Raw genomic sequence first — 21,594 nt, 5'->3', positions numbered from 1 at the left:
TCACAGCGGAAAGCGGCGCCTCTTTTTCTTTGCAATTATTGCTTTAGTGGTTTAAACCGTTGCGGTTTAAAGCGTAAGTGAAATCATAATAAAAAAGGAGAATAAAAAGATGGAGATTAAGATACTGTTTTTGCTGCTGTTTTTCGGCTCTATGGTGGGTATTGGGCTGTATTCCCGAAAACATGCTACAAATGTGGCGGGATTTGTACTGGGAGGAAGGAGCGTAGGCCCCTGGCTTACGGCATTTGCATATGGAACATCCTATTTTTCCGCAGTTGTGTTTGTAGGTTATGCAGGACAGTTTGGATGGAAGTACGGACTGGCAGGTACGTGGATCGGGATAGGCAATGCCATAATCGGAAGTCTTTTGGCATGGGTAGTCCTCGGACGAAGGACACGTGTCATGACAAAGCATCTGCATGCGGCCACCATGCCGGATTTCTTCGGCAAACGTTTTGACAGTAATGCACTCAGGATTGCGGCATCAGCCATTGTATTTATCTTCCTGGTACCTTATACCGCATCCATTTATAACGGGCTGTCCAGATTATTTGAGCTGGCCTTTGATGTACCGTACGCAGCATGCGTGGTAGTTATGGCTGCCCTGACCGGGGCGTATGTGATTCTGGGCGGTTATATGGCGACCGCTATCAATGACTTTATCCAGGGGATTATCATGCTGTTCGGTATTGCTGCTGTGATCGGTGCTGTCTTAAGCGGCCAGGGTGGATTTACAGAGGCAGTGAGACAGCTTGCGTCGATTCCCAGCGATGTTCCGGCAACAGCAGGACAGTCAGGTGCCTTTACCTCATTTTTCGGACCTGACCCCATTAATCTTCTGGGAGTTGTTATCTTGACCTCCCTTGGCACCTGGGGGCTTCCGCAGATGGTTCAGAAATTCTATGCCATTAAGGATGAGAAGGCGATTCAGACCGGAACGGTAGTTTCCACTGTATTTGCCATTGTGATCTCCGGAGGATGCTATTTCCTGGGAGGATTTGGACGGCTTTTTGATAACCCCTCCTTATATAAAGCAGACGGCACTGTGATCTATGACGGTATTGTTCCTTATATGCTGTCCACACTGCCGGATATTTTGATTGGTGTTGTGATCGTACTGGTGCTCTCCGCGTCCATGTCAACGCTTTCTTCCCTGGTTCTGACATCCAGCTCTACACTGACGCTGGATTTCCTGAAAGGGACTGTGGCAAAGGATATGAGCGAGAAAAACCAGCTTCGTGTGATGCGTGGACTGATCGTTGTATTTATTGTAATCTCCGTTGTACTTGCCCTTGATCCGCCAACATTTATCGCTCAGCTCATGGGAATTTCATGGGGAGCGCTGGCAGGAGCATTTTTGGCGCCGTTTTTATTCGGTCTCTACTGGAAGAGAACGACAAAGCTGTCTGTATGGGTCTGCTTTATAGCAGGAATCGGCATTACGGTATCCAATTTGTTCCTACATTATATTGCATCCCCCATTAATGCAGGGGCCTTTGCTATGGTAGTCGGATTTGTTGTAGTGCCGGTGGTAAGCCTTGTCACTCCTAAAATGGAGAAAGAGAAGGTGGAGGATATTTTCTTCTGTTACAATCAGGAAGTGGTCTCCACGCCGAAAAAGGTATTGCCTGAGGAAAAAGAGGACGGAGGTTCCCTTGCAGTAGAGGCATAGTTGTTAAAAATGTATCCGCTAATTATTACGAAAAAGTGCCATTTTGTAACAAATATTTAACTAATTGGAAATTTACCCCTTGCATCTGTAATAATTATGTGGTATTATGGGTGACAGATAAGAAATATTTCAAAAATGTTACAGGTAGTTACAGATTCAGACATGAATAGTGAGGTACATAATAATGAAAAAAAGATTTCTTATTCTCAGTCTTATTTTTACAATGGCCATGACCCAGGTTGTGCCGGTAGCAGCCGCAAGGGAAGATGACGTGCAGGCTGAGAAGGCAGAGACACAGAGTAAATTATCAGCAGCAGAGAGCAAAGAATCTGAGTTGGAAGACCAGAAAAACGCGTTATTGAACGAAATCGACTCCATTGACCAGAACCTTGTACAGGTTATGGCACAGATTGATATTCTGAATGGTGAGATTACAGATAAAGAAAGTGCCATCGGCCAGACAAAAGAAGATTTGGCTGTAGCGGAAGCAAACCGTGACAAACAGTACGAGGATATGAAGAAGAGAATCCAGTACCTGTATGAGAACGGGGGCTCCAATGCATGGGCACAGATGCTTTTAGAGTCTGACAGTATCACAGGACTTCTCAGCAAGGCAGAGTATACAGAGAAAATGTATCAGTATGACAGAGATGAGCTGAAGAAGATGAAGGAAACAGTTCAGGAAGTCACAGATCTTGGCAATCAGCTCGCCCAGGAAAAAGCAGAACTGGAAGAGATGAAACAGGCTCAGGAACAGCAGCAGGCAAGTCTGCAGAGTGCTCTTGATGAAAAGAAAGCAACAGCTTCTGATTATGAGACACAGATTGCAAATGTGCGTGCACAGGCAGATGAATACAGAAGCCTGATCGAACAGCAGAATGCAGAGCTTCAGAAGATCCAGGAAGAGAAAGCACGTCAGGCAGAGGAAGCGAAGAAAGCTGAAGAAGCCAGAAAAGCGCAGGAGAAGGCAGCTCAGGAAGCAGAGCAGAAAGCAAAGGATGATGCTGAGGAAGAGGGCACCGGCCAGAACAGCACAGACGTAAGTTCAAATGACAGCAATACCAATGACAATACAGATAACGGAAACGAAGCAACCAATGACAACAATGACGGAGAAGAGCCGGAAGACAATAATAATGATGTGACACCTCCGGCAGAAGAAACAAATACTCCGAATTACGACGAACCTGAGACACCGGATAATGAGGAACCCGAAGAGGAGCAGGGCAGTGACAGTGGTTACAGCGCTTCAGGACAGGCAGTTGTGGATTATGCAAGCCAGTTTATCGGCAATCCTTATGTTTGGGGCGGAACAAGCCTGACAAACGGTGCTGACTGTTCCGGGTTTGTACAGTCTGTATTTTCACACTTTGGTTACAGCCTGCCGCGTGTAAGTGATGATCAGGCTGGCGCAGGCCGCGGAATTTCCTATTCCGAATCCCGTGCAGGTGACATCATTGTATATTCCGGACACGTAGCAATCCTGACAGGTGACGGCGGAATCGTACATGCATCCAATTCTGCACCGTATCCGCAGGGCGGAATCAAATACTCCAGCAATGCGCTGTACAGACCATATATTGCAATCAGAAGAATTGTAGAGTAATTACATAGCCAGGTATTATATCATGCATAGCAGAGCCGTGCTTCCTCACCGAGAGGTGGAAGCACGGCTTTTATATATTTATAGAAGGAACGCATCTGCTGTGATACCGCGATGTCAGCCCATCTGCCCTATGGGTCAGGGAATATATGGAAGGAATTTATAAAATATTACTATAAAATTTATTTTTGTAACAAAAACTTAAAGAATTAGGGGATTTCCTCTTGCAAGTGTAATAAATCTGTGATATCATAAGCGGGAAGTGAAAATTATTTCGGAAATATTACTTAGAGAATAGCAAATATTAAATACCAACAGTGAGGTACATAGCAGTATGAAAAAGAGATTCCTTTGTCTCAGCCTTATTTTTGCACTGACCGCAGCACAGGTAATGCCGGTGGCAGCTGCAAGAAAAGACGAAGTGCAGGCTGAAAAAGCAAACACACAGAGCAAACTGTCCGCAACAGAGAGCAAGGAAGCGGAGCTTGAAGAGAAAAAGAACAATTTACTTGGAGAGATTGATTCTCTGGATCAGAATCTGGTTCAGGTTATCGCACAGATTGACATACTGAAGGGTGAAATCTCTGACAAAGAGAACGCCATTGTAGAAACAAAAGAGGATTTAGCAGAAGCAGAGGCTGACCGCGATGAGCAGTATGCTGCAATGAAGAAAAGAATCCAGTATCTGTATGAGAACGGCGGAAGTGACGCATGGGCGCAGATGCTTCTGGAAGTCAACAGCATTACAGACCTGCTCAGCAAAGCTGAATACACGGAGAAGATGTATCAGTTTGACAGGGACGAGCTGGAGAAGCTGAGAGACACTGTTCAGCAGGTGACTGATTTGGGCAATCAGCTGGAGCAGGAAAAAGCTGAGTTAGAAGAGATGAAACAGGCTCAGGAAGACCAGCAGGCTAATTTAGAGACAGCACTGGAAGAGAAAAAAGCAGTTGCTTCTGATTATGAGACACAGATTGCAAATGTTCAGGCACAGGCAGATGAGTACAGAAGTCTGATCGAACAGCAGAATGCAGAGCTGCAGAAGATTCAGGAAGAAGAAGCAAGACAGGCTGCAGAAGCGAAAAAGGCAAGAGAGAAAGCTGCAAAAGAAGCTGAGGCGGCTGCACAGAGACAGGAGCAGCAGAACACACAGAAACCTCAGAATAATAACAATAATAACAACAATAATAATAACAATGACGATGTGGAAAATGAGGACGTGCCGGAGACTCCAAGTAATAATGGAGGCGGTAATAATGAGAATGTGCCGGAACCGGAAACTCCTTCCTATGAGCCGGAAGAAGAGGAACAGGGCGGCGGCGGATACAGCGCTACCGGAGAAGCGGTTGTTGCTTACGCAAGCCAGTTTATCGGTAATCCGTATGTGTATGGCGGCAACAGTCTGACAAATGGTATTGACTGTTCAGGATTTACACAGCAGGTATTCGCTCACTTTGGATACAGCATTTCCAGAACAAGTGATTCACAGGCGGGAGACGGACGCGGAATTTCTTATTCCCAGTCACGTGCGGGTGATATCATCGTTTATTCCGGACATGTTGCCATTCTGACAGGTGACGGCGGTATTGTACATGCATCTAACTCTGCACCGTATCCGCAGGGTGGAATTAAATATTCCAGTAATGCGTTGTATAGGCCTTATATTGCGGTTAGACGTATTGTAGATTGATTTTATTTAGTACATATATGGGACTCATGCTTTTTGGGAGCATGGGTCCTTTTTTTGGGTGTTTATGTGGGCGGGTGGCTTTCATGGGGACGGGGAATCCAAAGCATCCGGGGCCGGCCGGTGTCTGTGTGGGGTGAGCGAAGCGTTGCGCTTGCCGGGAAGCTAACCTGCTCCCAGTCACTAAATTCGTCGGCAATGGCCTCCTCATTAAGTGTCTGGGGCAGGTGGATCTCCCCGGCGCTCCACTAGACATCGCTCACCCCACACAGACACCGGCCGGCCCCGGATGCTTTGGATTCCCCTGGGGATGATAGGGCGGGAGGAGGAGAAAAGGAAAAAGAAAAGAAAAAAGAAAAAAGAAAGGATAAAAGAGAAAGGATATAATAAAAGATATAAAATAGGGGGTTTTAATGTGGAGTAAAATGGTGTATATTTTGAGTATGGGAGGGGAATGGAAAATGGGAATATCTTTTTTGAGGGTTTTGGAATATAATGGGGTTGTGGGGTAAAACTGATAATAAAGAGAGAAAGAAGGTATAAGAGTTGAAAACATTGGAGCTTAGAAAGAATTTTTATTGGACTGGGATTGTGGATTCAAATTTGCGGGTGTTTGATATTATAATGTATACAGAGTTTGGCACTACATATAACTCTTATGTGCTGAAAGCCGGGGATAAGACGGTTTTGTTTGAGACTGCTAAGGTGAAATTCTGGGATGAGTATTTGGAGAAGGTGCAGGAGGTAACGGCAGTTGATGAGATTGATTATCTTGTTGTGAGTCATACGGAACCGGACCATGCGGGAAGTATTGAGAATCTGCTGAAGCTGAATCCGGGGCTGAAGATCGTGGCTACGGGCTGTGCGCTTGGGTTCCTGAAAGAGATCGTAAATGGTGATTTTACCGGGATTGCGGTGAAGGATAATGAGACCATGAAAATTGGGGACAAGACTCTGCGGTTCCTTGTGGTGCCGAATCTGCATTGGCCGGATACCATGTATACTTATATTGAGGAAGAACAGATTTTGGTGACTTGTGATTCTTTTGGGTCCCATTATGGATTTTCGGATGTGCTGGCAAGCAGGGTGACAGACAGGGAAGGATATATGCGGGCGACAAAGTATTATTTTGACTGTATTTTGGGTCCGTTTAAACCGTATATGCTGAAAGCGCTGGCAAGGGTCAGGGAGTTGGATGTGTCCATGATCTGTACCGGGCACGGGCCGGTGCTGGATGATAAGATTGAACAGATGTATGACATTTACGAGGAATGGTGTACAGTTGTGAATCCAAACAGCACGAAAACCGTGATTATCCCTTATGTGAGTGCTTACGGATATACGAAAATGCTGGCAGAGCGGATTGCGAAAGGCGTGGAGGACAGCGGGGATATTGCTGTGCGCAGTTATGATCTGGTGGAAGCAGAGCAGGAGAAGGTGCTGGAGGAACTGGGATTTGCAGATGGTATCCTGTTCGGCACACCGACTATTTTGGGAGAGGCATTGAAGCCTGTCTGGGATCTGCTGATCTCCATGTATCCTGTGACTCATGGGAAGAAGCTGGCAAGTGCGTTCGGAAGTTATGGCTGGAGCGGTGAGGGCGTGCCTCATGTGATGGAGCGGCTGAAACAGCTTCGGATGAAGACGATGGACGGCTTTCGCGTGCGGTTTAAACCCAGTGAGGCGGACTTGATCGATGCCTATGACTTTGGCTATAATTTCGGCTGTACCCTTCAGAATAAGGAAAATGAGAGGAAGTCAGGCAGAAGCAGACTGGTGAAGTGTCTGGTGTGCGGTGCTATTTTTGATTCCTCCATTGATATATGCCCGGTATGCGGAGTGGGAAAAGAGCATTTTGTACCTGTTGAGGAAGAGGAAAATCAGTTTAGCAGGGACACAAAGAATTTTTATCTTATTCTTGGAAATGGTGCCGCAGGTATCAGTGCTGCGGAGGCTATCAGGCAGAGGGATAAGACAGGGTCTATTACCATGATTTCCAATGAAATTTACAGTACCTATAACAGGCCCATGCTGACAAAATCTATTATGGCAGATTTAGATGCCGGTCAGATCGCTGTGCACGAGACTTCCTGGTATGAGGAGAACAGAGTATTCCAGATTTTGGGACGCCGGGTGGAGCGGATTGATACGGACAGCAAAGAGGTGGTTCTGGATGACGGCATGAAGCTGAAATATACGAAGCTTATCTATGCTCTTGGAGCAGAGTGTTTTGTGCCGCCTATGAAGGGCGTGGAGAAGAAGAACGTATTTGCGATCCGCAGGCTGGATGATACGAAGAAGATTGCGGATGTGCTTCCCCAGGTGAAAAATGTGGCAGTGATCGGCGGCGGTGTGCTTGGCCTGGAGGCTGCCTGGGAACTGAAGAAAGCAAAATGCCGTGTGACAGTGCTGGAGCTTGCCCCTGTGATCATGGGACGCCAGTTGGATGAACCGGCAGCCGAGCTTTTGAAAAAGATAAGTGAAGCGCAGGATATCGAAATCCGTACCGGCGTTAAGATCGCGGCTTTGGAGGGAGAAGATTTTGTCTCCGGAATCCGTATGGAGGATGGCGAGGTGCTTCCGGCTGATATGGTGGTGGTTTCCTGCGGCGTGAGGGCCAATACCGCAGTGGCAAAAGAGGCAGGTCTTGAAGTGGACCGCTCTGTTGTGGTCAATGCCAGGATGGAAACCAGCGCAGAAGATATTTATGCGTGTGGTGACTGTGCTCAGTATCAAGGCATCAATTATGGTCTGTGGAGCCAGGCTGTGGAACAGGGCAAGACTGCAGGTGCCAATGCAGCAGGGGACAATCTGGAATATGAGACGGTATCCGCTGCGCTGAACTTCCATGGAATGGGGACTGCGCTTTTCGCGGCAGGTGATAATGGTAAGAATCCAAATCTGATCTATAAAACAGTTGAGTTTAAGGATATGGGGAAAAAGCAGTATCAGAAATTCTATTTCCTGAATAACAGACTGTGCGGTGTGATTTTGATCGGAGATGTAAGCCGTCTGGCGGAGATGACGGAGGCTCTGGAAAGACATGCCACGTATCAGGAAGTGATGAAATAGTATTTGCGGGAAACCAGGCAGGGTGTGTAGCTCTGCCTGGTTTTTTACGGCTTTTAAGGGGTCTCTCTATAGGACGGCAAAATGTGAAGTGGCCAAGGTGACATGGATCTTCTGGCAGTTGTTTAGCAGCATATAACCAGGGAGAGAAAAGGAATTGGAATTTTAATACTGGAAAACACCGGAGAACTAATAATGACCAAAATTCATATTTGATGACTGTAAATATTGGTGAATCTTTTTTGGGCAGTAGTGCTATAATGAACTTGTAACAAAAGGAAATACTTAAAACAACCTCATACGAGGCATGCTAAGCGATCAGGTTTTTCGGAGGAAAAGATAAATGAATACTTTAAAAGCTGAAAAAAGAAACATGAACGTGAAAGCAAGGAGATTAAGAAGAGAAGGTTTTGTCACAGGAAACCTGTTCGGACGGGAACTGCAGGGATCCATTCCGCTAAAGATAGCCAAAAGAGATGTGGAGCAGCTCCTCAAGACGGAAAGAAAAGGCGGACAGGTTATGCTGGAAATAGATGGACAGACCTATGATGCGCTGATTAAAGAAATCGATTACAATGCTATGGCTCGGTGTGTAGAGGAGATTGATTTTCAGGCTTTGATCAGCAATGAAAAAGTACATTCTGTTGCTGAGGTTGTATTATTAAATCATGAAAATGTGATAGAAGGAGTTCTGCAGGAGATCTTAAAAGAAATTTCATATAAAGCGGTTCCGGCAGCACTGGTGGAAAAAGTAATCGTTGATGTGGGAAATATGCGGGCCGGTGATTCCCTCCGGGTAAAGGATCTGGAGATCAGCCAGAACAAGGATATTGAACTGATGACAGATCCGGAGGCCGTTGTTGTGAGCGTATCAGCAGTACATAATTCACTGCCGGATGATACAGAGGAAGAGGAAACACAGGAATAGTGTTTTAACATGGAACTTAAAAAATGCCATAAGCCCCTTGCCGCGTGTAACGGTAAGGGGCTTATGGCATTTTTCATGGACGGTTTATGATTTGTATAATGTGGTCGATCTGTTTCAGGAAAGCGTGGTGTCCGGCCGCTTTATATCCGGGTGTGTTTCTCCTGGAATATGCGCAGGCTTATGGGGTTTGTGAAAAAGTATGGCATGCATGTGCCGGCCCATAACCATGCTTTGCTATTTTGAAAGTTCAGATGTGCAGTGAGGGCACCGCACAGCATCAACTGCAATTTCACTTTTACAGAAAGGACATACCTTTGTTGCCGGGGCTGCCGGCTCTTCTTTTTTCTGCCCAAAAGAGAGAAATTTATTGATTCCCTTCATAAGACAGAATAAAATCAATGCCATGATCAGAAAATTAATAACAGCAGATACAAAAGCTGAGGCAAATCCGGCAATATCCTGTGCATTATATTTTGCATGTCCGGTCAGAAAATTCAAAATGGGATTAATAAAATTGTCCGTCAGAGATGTCACGATCCCGGAAAAAGCGCCGCCGATTATGACGCCGACGGCCATGTCCATAACGTTGCCGCGGAGTGCAAATGACTTGAACTCCTCTATAAATTTTTTCATAGTGTACCTCCTGGTTTCTCTTTTGTATTTTTAATTAAGCATACCATATATTTCGATGATTTCCAAATAAAGATAATGTTTCATATAGATGAAAACTGACTGTTGAAAATCAACTATGCTATTTGATATGGAGATGCTGTTTCAAGCCATTCATGCGGTTAAGGAGCTCGCTTATCCGCTGGTCAGCCATTTTCTCGCCATAAGGATGTTTGTTGCGTGATGACCACTGTTCCGTATGACAGAGTGCTTTCCCCACGCATTTACGCGGGAGTTTGACAGCAGGGGCAGAGAGAATAGATTCCTATTTGGCTGTGATAATTTCATAGTTTTTAAGAATAATTTTTTGAAAAATGCACAAAATATTCCCAACTTTAATCCCAATGTGCTATAATACAAAAGTTGGGAATAAAAGTTGGGAAAAGGATGATGGTTTATGAATGTCGAAAAATTGGTTTTAGATTTATGTGCGTATAACAATGAACAGGAATGGTTTGAATTTAAAGAAAATTGGTTTCAGCCGGAAGGCTTGGGGGAATATATATCAGCTTTGTCAAATGCAGCAGCATTTCATTATAAGGCTCAGGCATATTTTGTGTGGGGTGTTAATGATGAGACACATGAAATTGTTGGTACAACATTTAATCAGTATTGCGACCATAACAAAGAGCCATACCAAAATTTTTTGGCAAGGAATCTGTCTCCAAGCGTCAATTTTTTGTTTGAGGAAGCAACTATAAATGACAAGAGGGTTGTTGTTTTAGTGATTCCTGCAGCACAGGAAATCCCGACAGCTTTTAAAGAAAAGCGATATATTCGTATTGGTTCTTCTAAAGCAAATTTGAAAGATTATCCGAAACGGGAAATCCAATTGTTCAAAATTTTGGACGGAAGAGTGGAGACCATTGAAACATTACCGGCGAAATATCAGGAACTGACATTTTCAAAATTATTTGGATATTATGGTTCAAAAGGGATTGTACTAAATGAGAAAACCTTTGAAAAAAACCTCGGATTAAGAAATAAAGATGGAGAATATAACCTGTTGGCACAGTTGCTTTCGGATAATTCACATTTTCCATTAAGAGTATCAATTTTTGAAGGAGAGACAAAAGGCTCCAATTTATTTTCTGTAAGGGAATTTGGAAATAATTGTCTGCTCTACAGTTTGGATGAGGTTTTAAGATATGCGGATGTATTAAATTTGATTCAGACAGATGAGAGCGAGCGTGTGGTGGAACGTACGGAAATACCATTGTTCGATAACAAAGCGTTTAGAGAAGCAATCATAAATGCTATTTTGCATAATCTGTGGATAAGCGGAAACGAGCCAATGATTTCTGTATTTTCAGATAGAATAGAAATTTTATCAAGAGGAACACTGGCACCGGCGCAGACTTTGGAAGGCTTTTTCCTGGGAGAATCAATCCCTGTAAATGAAAAGCTGTCAGAAATCTTTCTTCAGCTTCATATTAGTGAAAAATCAGGTCGTGGTGTGCCTAAGATTATTGAAACATATGGGAAGGAAGCATTTACCTTTAGAGAAAACTCGATTGTTGTTACAATCCCGTTTCAGCGAATAAAAAAATACGGGAATAAGGTTGGGAAAAAAGTTGGGAATAAAAAAGGATTAAATGCAAGAAGAGAAAGAATCATAACAGAAATAAGAGATAATCCGAACATTACTGCCAGGGAATTGCATCAAATACTGGGGATTAGTGAAACGGCAGTAGAAAATAATTTGACATTTTTAAAAGAAAATGGATATGTGGAAAGAGTTGGTTCTAAAAAGACCGGTTATTGGAAAGCTCTTGAGTAAGCATTATAACAGCTTGTTTACAAAAATCTTGGGGGTGGCTATGAGTTCCATGATGCTGTGCCAGATGGAAGGAAAGCAGAAAATTAAATTCAATAAATTAGCACTCACCTATTGACAGTGCTAACAAACAGTGTTATATTAGCACTAGAACAAATAACAAAGAACTCAAATCTCGGAATGGAGGGATTTTATGAACATCAGCAAATTTACACAGAAATCACTTCAGGCAGTTCAGGACTTGGAAAAGACAGCTTATGAGTTCGGCAATCAGGAGGTCGAACAGGAGCATTTACTATACAATCTTTTACATCAGGAGGACAGCTTGATCCTGAAACTGATTGAAAAAATGGAAATTCAGAAAGAACACTTTCTGAACAATGTGGAGCGGGCACTGAATGCCCGGACCAAAGTATCCGGCGGTCAGCCGTATATCGGGCAGTATCTGAACAAAGCCCTGGTGAGCGCTGAGGATGAGGCAAAAGCCATGGGAGACGAATACGTCTCTGTGGAGCATCTGTTTCTGGCACTGGTCAACAACCCCAGCCCATCCATGAAAAAAATCTGGCAGGAGTATGGGATTACAAAAGAACGTTTCCTGCAGGCTTTGAGCACTGTGCGGGGCAACCAGCGGGTGACTACCGACAATCCGGAGGCCACGTATGACACACTGAACAAATACGGCCAGGACCTGGTGGAAAAAGCCAGGGAGCAGAAGCTTGACCCGGTGATCGGCAGGGATGCAGAGATTCGTAATGTCATTCGGATCCTGTCCAGGAAAACAAAAAATAACCCTGTATTGATCGGTGAACCCGGCGTAGGTAAAACTGCCGCTGTGGAGGGCCTGGCGCAGCGAATCGTTCAGGGGGATGTGCCGGAAGGGTTAAAAGATAAGAAGATTTTCGCACTGGATATGGGCGCGCTGGTAGCAGGCGCCAAGTACAGAGGTGAATTTGAGGAGCGTCTGAAAGCCGTACTGGAGGAAGTCAGAAAAAGTGAGGGACAGATCATACTGTTCATCGACGAGCTTCATCTGATCGTAGGTGCAGGCAAGACAGAGGGCGCCATGGATGCAGGCAATATGCTGAAACCCATGCTGGCCAGAGGTGAACTGCACTGTATCGGTGCCACCACTCTGGATGAGTACCGTCAGTATATTGAAAAAGACGCGGCACTTGAACGCCGGTTCCAGCCCGTTATGGTGGATGAGCCGACAGTTGAGGATACCATCTCTATTCTGAGAGGTCTGAAAGAGCGGTATGAAGTCTTCCATGGCGTCAAGATCACAGACGGTGCCCTGGTAGCGGCAGCTACCTTATCGAACCGTTATATTTCCGACAGGTTCCTGCCGGATAAGGCCATTGACCTGGTGGATGAGGCATGTGCGCTTATTAAGACAGAGCTGGATTCCATGCCGACAGAACTGGATGACCTGCGCAGAAGGATCATGCAGATGGAGATTGAGGAGGCGGCTCTGAAAAAAGAAAACGACCGTCTCAGTCAGGACCGTCTGGTGGATCTGCAGAAAGATATGGCAGAGCTGCGCGACGAATTTAACGGTAAGAAAGCCCAGTGGGACAATGAAAAAGCGTCCGTGGAAAAGCTTTCCAAACTGCGCGAGCAGATAGAAGATATGAATAAACAGATTCAGGTTGCTCAGAGAAATTATGACCTGAATGAAGCGGCAAGGCTGCAGTACGGCGAACTTCCGAAACTTCAGAAACAATTAGAGGTGGAAGAGGAAAAAGTAAAGAGTCAGGATCTATCCCTGGTACACGAGAGTGTCACAGATGAGGAGATCGCCAGAATCATCTCCCGCTGGACAGGAATCCCTGTTGCCAAGCTGACAGAAGGGGAAAAGACAAAGATTCTGGGCCTGGAGGATGAACTGCACAAGCGTGTCATCGGTCAGGATGAGGGTGTCCAGAAAGTAACAGATGCCATTATCCGCTCCAAAGCCGGCATCAAGGACCCCACAAAACCAATCGGTTCCTTCCTCTTCCTGGGGCCAACCGGTGTCGGTAAGACAGAGCTTGCCAAGACACTGGCAGCTACCCTGTTTGATGACGAGCAGAATATGGTGCGTATTGATATGAGTGAGTACATGGAGAAATATTCCGTGTCACGTCTGATTGGAGCGCCTCCGGGATATGTGGGATACGAGGAGGGCGGACAGCTCACAGAGGCTGTCAGAAGGAAACCTTACTCCGTAGTTCTGTTTGATGAAATTGAAAAGGCACACCCGGATGTCTTCAACGTCCTGCTTCAGGTGCTGGATGACGGCCGTATCACAGATTCCCAGGGACGTACCGTTGACTTTAAGAATACCATCCTGATCATGACATCCAATCTGGGCTCCACCTATCTGCTGGACGGCATTGAGCCAAACGGGGAGATCAGCCAGGAAGCCAGAGATATGGTTGACAGGGATCTGCGGGCACACTTCCGTCCGGAATTCCTAAACCGTCTGGATGAGATCATCATGTTTAAGCCGCTTACCAAGGAGAACATCGGCGGTATTGTGGACCTGCTTGTGGAGGATCTGAACCGCAGGCTGAAAGACCAGGAGCTGTCTTTACGCTTGACAGATGCCGCAAAAGATTATATTATTGAGGGCGGATACGACCCCATCTATGGTGCGCGTCCTCTGAAACGTTACCTGCAGAAATACGTGGAGACACTGACTGCAAAGCTTATTCTCTCCGGCAATGTGGGAACAGAGGACACCATTGTCATTGATGTGGAAAATGGTGAACTTACAGCCCGCAGGGCATAAGAGGTGAGAGAGATTATGATACCAAAAGATCCGGTGATGCTTTTAAGCTTTGCAAACATGAAGCTGAGGGATTTCTATTCCTCTCTGGATGACATGTGCGAAGATTTGCAGCTTGACAGAAAAGAACTGGAGAAAAAGCTGGGCGCTATTGATTACGCCTATGATGAAAATGTAAATCAGTTTATTTAGCAATATGTAACGATTCAGCCAGCTGAATCGTTACGGGTATTCGCCCATTAAAAATCGCTTCGCGATGGGGCGAATACCTGCCGCCACTACTCTTTTGCACGGTCAGCGCAGTAAATGCGCAGATCTGACTGAACAGTTACAGCAATATAAGCTATGCCGCACTCTGTGAAATTACGGGTGTGGACTGAAACAGGAAAAAGCCTGTATACCATGTGACACAAATGGGGTATACAGGCTTTTTTATGTCCTCGGACGCGCAGAGGAGTCAAATGAGTGATATTTTTAAGTCAGACCAGTTATAGAAAAGAAACAGGGAAAAGAATAAGATAGACGTATCAAAGGAACAGAAATGAAGGAGGAAATCACATGAAGAAAAAGATAGCAGCTGCCATACTCACAGCAGCCATGGTATTGTCACTGGCAGCCTGCGGCGGAAGCGGCAGTGAGGGCAAGGAGACAGCATCAGGGGAAGGCGGAAAGGAACCTTATACCGTGACCATGGTACTGCAGGGAAGCCAGCCCGCCGACGAAGAGCGGATCGAGGAAAAGATCAATGAGATTCTGGAAAAGGAAGTGAATGCCAATCTGGACATCGTGGTGCTTCCCTGGGCCAGCGCCGCGCAGCAGCTCCAGCTCATGCTGGCAGGAGATGAAAAAATCGACTGCTTTTATACAAATGCCACAAATGCTATCCAGTACATGCACAGCGGACAGATCATGGATATGTCAGAACTGGTGGACAAATACGGTAAGAACCTGAAGGAAATTTACGGCGAAGATGTACTGAACAGCAATACAGTGGATGGTTTTCTGTACGGCGTACCAAACCAGATTGAAAGAGGAAGTATCCCTGCTGTCTTCATGAGAAAAGACCTGGTGGAGAAGTACGGTATAGATACATCTGCCATCAAAGAACCAAAAGATATGGAATCTGTTTTTGAGACAGTCAAAGCAGGGGAGCCGGACATGACCATGCTGTTTTCCATCAATGAGGGGGATACGCCGCTGACAAGGCTGTTCGGAGGGGACCCCTTGTCAGATGCCAATTTCCTGGGCGTACTCATGGATCAGGAAAATGACACCACCATCACCAATTTCTTCGCCAGTGATTGGTATAAGGATACCACCACGATGCTCTATGACTGGTATCAGAAGGGATATATCAGCAAGGACGCCGGAACAGATACAGAAAACTGGCGTACCGTCTGCAAGGCAGGCAATCTGTTTTCTCTGTTTTTTGCCTATCATCCGGGAACTCCTGTGGAATTCAAAAGCTCAACCGGATATGATTTTGAGATCGTTCCGTTCAGGGACTATCCGATCAAAAACTGCCAGACCTACAACGGTATTATCTATTCCATTGCACAGAACTCAGAGAATCCGGAAAAGACCATGGAAACTCTGGATTACATCTATGGAAGCCCTGAGATCATGAATCTGCTGAACTGGGGTGAGGAAGGTGTGGATTATGTCATAGAGGATGAGGAGAACGGCATCATCAACTACCCGGAGGGCATCACCGCTGACAATGTGGGATACAGCCTAAATCTGGGCTGGGAGCTGCCGAACCAGTTCATCGCACATAAGTGGACAGGCTCTGACCCGCAGCTTTGGGAGAAGATGGAGGAATTCAACGATTCCGCAAAAGAGTCAAAGGCAGTCGGCTTCTGCTTTGACAACACCCAGTATGAGAGTCAGGTAGCGGCGCTGGCCAATGTTGTAAAACAGTATACCGGTTCACTGAACAGCGGTTCTGCTGACCCTGAAACGTATCTGCCGGAGTTTTTGGATGCTCTTCAGGCAGCCGGAATTGACGAGATCATCCAGGCAAAACAGGAACAGTTTGACAAATGGCTGGAAGAGAATAAATAGTTACTGTTTATTCTCTGCCCGTCAACAATAAATAGACAGGATCATTTTTGACAGCAGGCTGTCGCTCTAGGAAACAGAAAAAGCTCTTAGCGCGGCAGCCTTTTTGCCGGAAAGAAACCATTCATAAGACAGAGGAGGAGAAATATGAAGAAAAAATCCAGGCTCAGTGTCTACAAGCAACACTGGCCCCTATACCTGATGATGCTGCCGGGACTTTTGTACCTGCTGATCAACAACTATATTCCCATGGGTGGAATTGTGATTGCCTTTAAAAAGCTGAATTTTGCAAAAGGCATATTTGCAAGTCCCTGGTGCGGACTGGATAACTTCAAGTTTTTATTCCAGTCAAAGGATGCCTGGATCATTACCAGAAATACACTGCTTTATAATGTGGCCTTCATTGCCGTAAATATGATAGTAGGTATTGCGGTAGCCATATTGATCTGTGAAGTGCGGAACAATAAAATGAAAAAGCTCTACCAGAGCGCCATTTTGCTGCCTTTCCTCATGTCCATGGTAATACTGAGCTACATTGTTTATGCACTGCTCAGTTCCGAGAACGGCTTGATAAACAACACCATTTTAAGCGCCCTGGGAAAAGAACCGGTGCAGTGGTATCAGCAGCCTAAATACTGGCCGTTTATCCTGGTATTTGCTAACTGCTGGAAGGGCGTTGGGTACGGATGCCTGATCTATATTGCCTCTATTATCGGCATTGACCCGTCCTACTATGAGGCAGCCAGCCTGGACGGTGCAACAAAATGGCAGCAGATCACAAAGATCACCCTGCCAAGTCTGGTACCCACAATTATCACTCTGCTTCTGTTAAATATCGGACGTATTTTCTATTCGGATTTCGGCCTGTTTTATCAGGTGCCTATGAATTCCGGGGTTCTCTTTCCGACGACCAATGTGATCGACACCTATGTGTACAGAGCGCTCATTGAGCGGGGAAATATCAGTATGTCATCCGCGGCAGGCGTGTACCAGTCCATTGTGGGATTTGCCATTGTTATGCTGAGCAATTGGGTCGTGAGAAAAGTAGATAAAGAACAGGCATTGTTTTAGGAGGAGAGAAATGAAAAATTCAGCAAAAGAAAAACGGTATCAGTTTTTCATCAATATAATTCTGATTCTTATGACATTGGTCATTATACTGCCTTTTGTACTGGTGTTCATTTCTTCCGTCACAGATGAAAATACACTGATTCGCAACGGCTACTCATTTTTTCCTGAGAAATTAAGTCTTTACGCTTACCAGTATATTATCAAGCAGGGAGAAAAAATACTGCGCGCGTATGGGATCACCATATTTGTGACGGTCGTGGGCACTATACTGAATATCAGTCTGTCAGCGCTGATGGCTTACCCGCTGACCATTAAGACCCTTCCCCACAGAAGGGCACTGACCTTTTTCGTATTTTTCACCATGCTTTTCAATGGCGGCCTGGTACCTACATATCTGATGTATGTGAATTACCTGCATATTAAAAATACGATTTTTGCGCTTCTTCTTCCCAACCTTCTTCTGAGCGCCAACAATGTGCTGATGATACGGAGTTATTTCATTACAAGCATACCGGATGCCCTGTTTGAAGCTGCCAAGATAGACGGGGCAGGACATATGAAGATATTTACCAGTGTGGTGCTGCCTCTGGGCAAGCCGATTCTTGTGACCATGGGACTCTTTTCCGGACTTGCCTATTGGAACGACTGGACCAATGGTTTATACTATTTATCAGGAAACCAGGGACAGAAGCTGTTCGGCATACAGAACCTTCTGAACCAGATGATCACGGATATCCAATACCTGGCAAGCGGCAAAGTTGTGGGGAATATCGGCGCGGAGGTCGCCAAGCTTCCCACCACATCCATCCGAATGGCCATTGCGTTCATAGCCATGCTGCCGCTGTTTATTGTGTATCCATTCCTTCAAAAATATTTCTCGGAGGGAATCACTCTGGGGGCAGTGAAAGGATAAAAAACGCATGAGGAAAGTTCCGAAATACAGAAAACAAAAAAATATGGCCCAGCAGATGAAGGCCATCCTTATTATTCTCATGGTGGTGCTGGCTGTGTACGCGGGCGTCAGCGCCATGCTGCTTGAAAGAACCAGAAAGCAGGCCATACAGGAGATGGACGAAATGTCAAAGCTCTATACCGATGAATTGGACAACCGTTTCCTGCGGATCAGCCGGAGCCTGTTTTCCAATATTATGGAGAAGAATCAGGGGTATTCTGTATTGGGGGACTATATTGAGACCATGGAGCATTCCGGAGACCCCGTAAAAATAAATAATGCAGTCAGTAACCTGCGGAGAATCTGTCTCTCCTATGCGTGGGAGTATGGCACAGAATACCACTTTTTCCTGTATTTGAAGAAAAATGATATGTTTACCATGCTCACCATGACAGGGGTGGGATATGATATTGATAAAGACCTGGAAGACGCAGTGAGAAACCAGCTGGGACTCATTGCAGACACTTCCTACTCGGTCAAGAAAAAGTGGAACCAAATGGACTGCGGCGAGGAAAACTATATCTGTAAAATAGCCCAGAACCAGGATGTTTACATGGGCTGTTTTGTGAATGTAAAAAGTATTCTGGAGCCTTTCACTGACACCATCGTAGGCGATGACGGATATGTGCGCCTGGTGGATGCCAGGAACCGGGTGGCGGGTCAGATCACCAGCAAAGGCATAGAACAGGAGCTGGATTTTAGGGAGGCAAACAGCGGATACTCACTCAGCAAAAATCTGAAACAGGCACCCTTTACCATTCAGATGAAGATATCAGGGGACAAGATACTGGGCGTCATGATGGGCAGTCTGGGATTCCTTTTAGTCCTGGCAGCAGCACTGGTCCTGGCCGGAGCCGCGATCCTTTTATACCTGAAAAAGTATCTGCTGGAGCCGGTGAGGGAATTTACGGATAATCTGACAAAATACGATGACGATGATTATACCTTCCACATCACGGAAAACAACCTGATGGAGCTGGAGCAGATTGACGGCAAGTTTAAAAGAATGATACATCAGATCCGACGCCTGAAGATCACCCTGTATGAGCAGGAATTAGAGAAGCAGAAGATAGAGATGGATTATCTGAAGCTGCAGATACGCCCTCATTTTTATCTGAACTGTCTGAATTTTATATACAGCATGATTGATTTCAAGCAGTACGGCAATGCGCAGAAGATGACAAAGACTACCTCAGATTATCTCCAGTATGTATTTCGCAGCACCAGTGGTCTGGTGCCTGTCAAGGCAGAGACAGCGCACTGCGAAGACTATCTGAAAATACTGCTTCTGCGCTATCCGGACAGCTTTGAATACTATATTGAGATCGATAAGGAGGTCGAAAACGGGGAGATATTTCCCTTCATGCTGCAGGTCTTTGTGGAGAACGCGGCGAAGCATGCACTGACACTGGAAGAGAAGATATTGATCTCAGTTACAGCATTTCCGGAGGACAGGGAAGATGGGAAATATATCAATCTGTATATCTCTGACACCGGAAAGGGATTTCCAAAGCATGTTTTGGAAAGGCTTAGGCAGGGGAAGGGAATCAGCGAGAACGGCAGACATGTGGGGATTGAAAACTGCCTGAAGCGTTTTCATTACTACTACGGCGGACAGGGGGAGATCAATTTTGACAACAGTCCCCTGCAGGGTGCCATAGTGGATATCCATATCCCGTTCCGGGAGCATGGGAAGAAGGAGGCAGACAAAACCGTTCAGGGAGGTACTTATGAATCTGTTATTGGTGGACGATGAGGAATATGTGATAGAGAGTATCAAGAAAAATGTAGATTGGGAACTGCTGGATATAGGGCAGATTTATACGGCATCCTCCATGCAGCAGGCACAGACGGTCATGGGACTTATGCCTATCCATGTGATCGTGAGTGATATTGTCATGCCGAAAGGCAGCGGCTTTGATTTTATGGAATGGGTGCGCAAAGAAGCGTATGAGGTACAGGCTATATTTCTTACCAGCTATGCAGAGTTTGATTTTGCGCGCCGTGCCATTGCCCTGGACAGTGTGGATTATCTGCTGAAGCCCATAGACTTTGAAAAACTCACCGCTGCCATTCAGAAAGCGTCTGACAGGGTAAAGGCTGCGCTAAATTACGAGGCTTATCGTCAGGAGAGCAGAATCTGGGAGCAGAACAGGGAAATCCTTCTGAAAAACTTCTGGTCTGAACTGCTCACCGGCAGGATAAAACAATCCGCCATAGAGGAGGAAATCAGCAAAAGACATCTGGATCATAAACCGGAGGACAGATTTCTGGCTGTGCTCCTGCACCTGTCCGGCAGAGGGGGAAGAGAAAAAAGAGAGCACTGGGATGAAAATATTCTTTTATTTATCATAAAAAATATTCTGGGGGAATTGGCTGAGGAATATCAGGTGGCTGTGGAAACTGTCCTGCCCTGCCGGAAAGACAGCTATACGGTCATATGCCGGGGCACTGCAGGGAACCTGGAGCGGCTCAGTGAGGAAGGTGTATTTTCCTCCTTCCGGAATCTGCTGAGGGAGCGCATGCAGATGGATATCTGGTGCGGAGCCGGCAGCAGCGCCGGGATCGGTGATCTGGCGGACTGCCTTGCCCAACTGCAGGAGATGCGGGACAACAGTCTGACCGTGTGGGATAAAGTCCTGTATCTGTCCGATTTCCGACAGCCCTGCATTGCCTATCAGAATAAACAGCGCACGGTGTGGGAGACCCTTCTCGGCGAGCAGAAACCGGAAGCTCTGATCAACAGCATGCGGCAGTATCTCACAGAGCTTGCGGAGCGTGAACTGATCACGCGTGACATTTTGAAAAGCTTCCGCATGGACATTACCCAGATAACGTATTCCTGGCTTGCCGCAAGGGAGATCAAGGCCCATCTGCTGTTTGCCGGAAGTGAGAACGAACAGTATTACCAGGAGGCCCTGGAGAGTGTGGATGGCGCCATGCAGTTTGCCTCCCATCTGGTGACTGCTGCCGTGGAATATACGAAATATATCAACAAAAGTGAATCTGTGGCAGACCAGCTAAAAGAATACATCGACACACATTACCAGCAGGACATCAGAAGGGAGACTCTGGCAGAGCTTGTATATCTGAATGTAGATTATATGTCCAGAATCTTCAAAAAAGAGGCCGGTATTTCCATCAGTGCCTATCTGATGCAGAAACGGGTGGAGGAGGCAAAAAATATGCTGACCCGGAGCAGTCTGCCCATCAATACCGTATCCATTTATGTAGGTTACAGCAATTTCTCCTATTTCACAAAAATGTTCCGGGAGAACACAGGATTCTCGCCCCTGGAATACCGCAGAAAATTCAAAATAAACCAGTAAAAC

The 21,594-nt window shown here is 45.9% G+C and carries 14 protein-coding genes; 13 read left to right on the top strand and 1 reads right to left on the bottom strand.

Annotation, left to right across the window (positions count from 1 at the left end; all coding sequences use genetic code 11):
- Positions 1 to 109: 109 nt before the first annotated feature.
- From LC508_RS14820 to LC508_RS14800, 5 genes are all read left to right on the top strand, one after another.
- Positions 110 to 1,672 carry a sodium:solute symporter family protein gene (locus tag LC508_RS14820; RefSeq protein WP_103732189.1) on the top strand — a complete coding sequence of 521 codons (1,563 nt, stop codon included), beginning with the start codon at positions 110 to 112 and terminating at the stop codon, positions 1,670 to 1,672.
- A 184-nt stretch (positions 1,673 to 1,856) separates the two neighbouring features.
- A complete protein-coding gene (locus LC508_RS14815) occupies positions 1,857 to 3,278 on the top strand; it encodes a C40 family peptidase (RefSeq protein WP_103732188.1) in 1,422 nt (473 codons plus the stop codon).
- A 331-nt stretch (positions 3,279 to 3,609) separates the two neighbouring features.
- A complete protein-coding gene (locus LC508_RS14810; protein WP_118593794.1) occupies positions 3,610 to 4,965 on the top strand; it encodes a C40 family peptidase in 1,356 nt (451 codons plus the stop codon).
- A gap of 543 nt (positions 4,966 to 5,508) precedes the next feature.
- Positions 5,509 to 8,034, top strand: a complete 2,526-nt coding sequence (locus tag LC508_RS14805; protein WP_103732782.1) for an FAD-dependent oxidoreductase — start codon at positions 5,509 to 5,511, stop codon at positions 8,032 to 8,034.
- A gap of 340 nt (positions 8,035 to 8,374) precedes the next feature.
- Positions 8,375 to 8,959, top strand: a complete 585-nt coding sequence (locus LC508_RS14800; protein ID WP_054351991.1) for a 50S ribosomal protein L25 — start codon at positions 8,375 to 8,377, stop codon at positions 8,957 to 8,959.
- 234 nt (positions 8,960 to 9,193) lie between these two features.
- Here LC508_RS14800 and mscL read toward each other — a convergent pair whose 3' ends face one another.
- Positions 9,194 to 9,592: a large conductance mechanosensitive channel protein MscL gene (gene mscL / locus LC508_RS14795; RefSeq protein WP_103732781.1), complete on the bottom strand. Its 399-nt coding sequence runs from the start codon at positions 9,590 to 9,592 to the stop codon at positions 9,194 to 9,196.
- A gap of 433 nt (positions 9,593 to 10,025) precedes the next feature.
- Here mscL and LC508_RS14790 point away from each other — a divergent pair, with 433 nt between their 5' ends.
- The 8 genes from LC508_RS14790 to LC508_RS14755 all read left to right on the top strand — a co-directional run bounded on the left by LC508_RS14790 (position 10,026) and on the right by LC508_RS14755 (position 21,591).
- Complete coding sequence (locus LC508_RS14790; protein WP_118593793.1) at positions 10,026 to 11,408, top strand: RNA-binding domain-containing protein; 1,383 nt, start codon at positions 10,026 to 10,028, stop codon at positions 11,406 to 11,408.
- Between the two features lie 190 nt (positions 11,409 to 11,598).
- A complete protein-coding gene (clpB, locus tag LC508_RS14785) occupies positions 11,599 to 14,181 on the top strand; it encodes an ATP-dependent chaperone ClpB (RefSeq protein ID WP_033141394.1) in 2,583 nt (860 codons plus the stop codon).
- 15 nt (positions 14,182 to 14,196) lie between these two features.
- Positions 14,197 to 14,370, top strand: a complete 174-nt coding sequence (locus LC508_RS14780; protein WP_081960325.1) for a DUF4250 domain-containing protein — start codon at positions 14,197 to 14,199, stop codon at positions 14,368 to 14,370.
- A gap of 366 nt (positions 14,371 to 14,736) precedes the next feature.
- Positions 14,737 to 16,242: an ABC transporter substrate-binding protein gene (locus tag LC508_RS14775; protein WP_103732423.1), complete on the top strand. Its 1,506-nt coding sequence runs from the start codon at positions 14,737 to 14,739 to the stop codon at positions 16,240 to 16,242.
- Positions 16,243 to 16,386: 144 nt separating this feature from the next.
- Positions 16,387 to 17,310 (top strand): ABC transporter permease, encoded by a 924-nt coding sequence (locus tag LC508_RS14770; protein ID WP_033139190.1) that lies wholly within the window; start codon positions 16,387 to 16,389, stop codon positions 17,308 to 17,310.
- A 10-nt stretch (positions 17,311 to 17,320) separates the two neighbouring features.
- Positions 17,321 to 18,223: a carbohydrate ABC transporter permease gene (locus tag LC508_RS14765; protein WP_033139191.1), complete on the top strand. Its 903-nt coding sequence runs from the start codon at positions 17,321 to 17,323 to the stop codon at positions 18,221 to 18,223.
- A gap of 7 nt (positions 18,224 to 18,230) precedes the next feature.
- Positions 18,231 to 20,018, top strand: coding sequence for a sensor histidine kinase (locus tag LC508_RS14760; RefSeq protein WP_103732422.1), 1,788 nt, complete (start codon positions 18,231 to 18,233; stop codon positions 20,016 to 20,018).
- Positions 19,993 to 21,591 carry a response regulator transcription factor gene (locus tag LC508_RS14755; RefSeq protein WP_158587224.1) on the top strand — a complete coding sequence of 533 codons (1,599 nt, stop codon included), beginning with the start codon at positions 19,993 to 19,995 and terminating at the stop codon, positions 21,589 to 21,591. The genes LC508_RS14760 and LC508_RS14755 overlap by 26 nt, the downstream gene beginning before the upstream one ends.
- Positions 21,592 to 21,594 lie beyond the last annotated feature (3 nt).

It is taken from the genome of Blautia parvula, assembly GCF_020215665.1.
GTDB lineage: Bacteria > Bacillota > Clostridia > Lachnospirales > Lachnospiraceae > Blautia > Blautia celeris.
The sequence above is the reverse complement of the archived record's forward strand: the minus strand, read 5'-3'. Positions and strand labels throughout refer to the sequence as shown.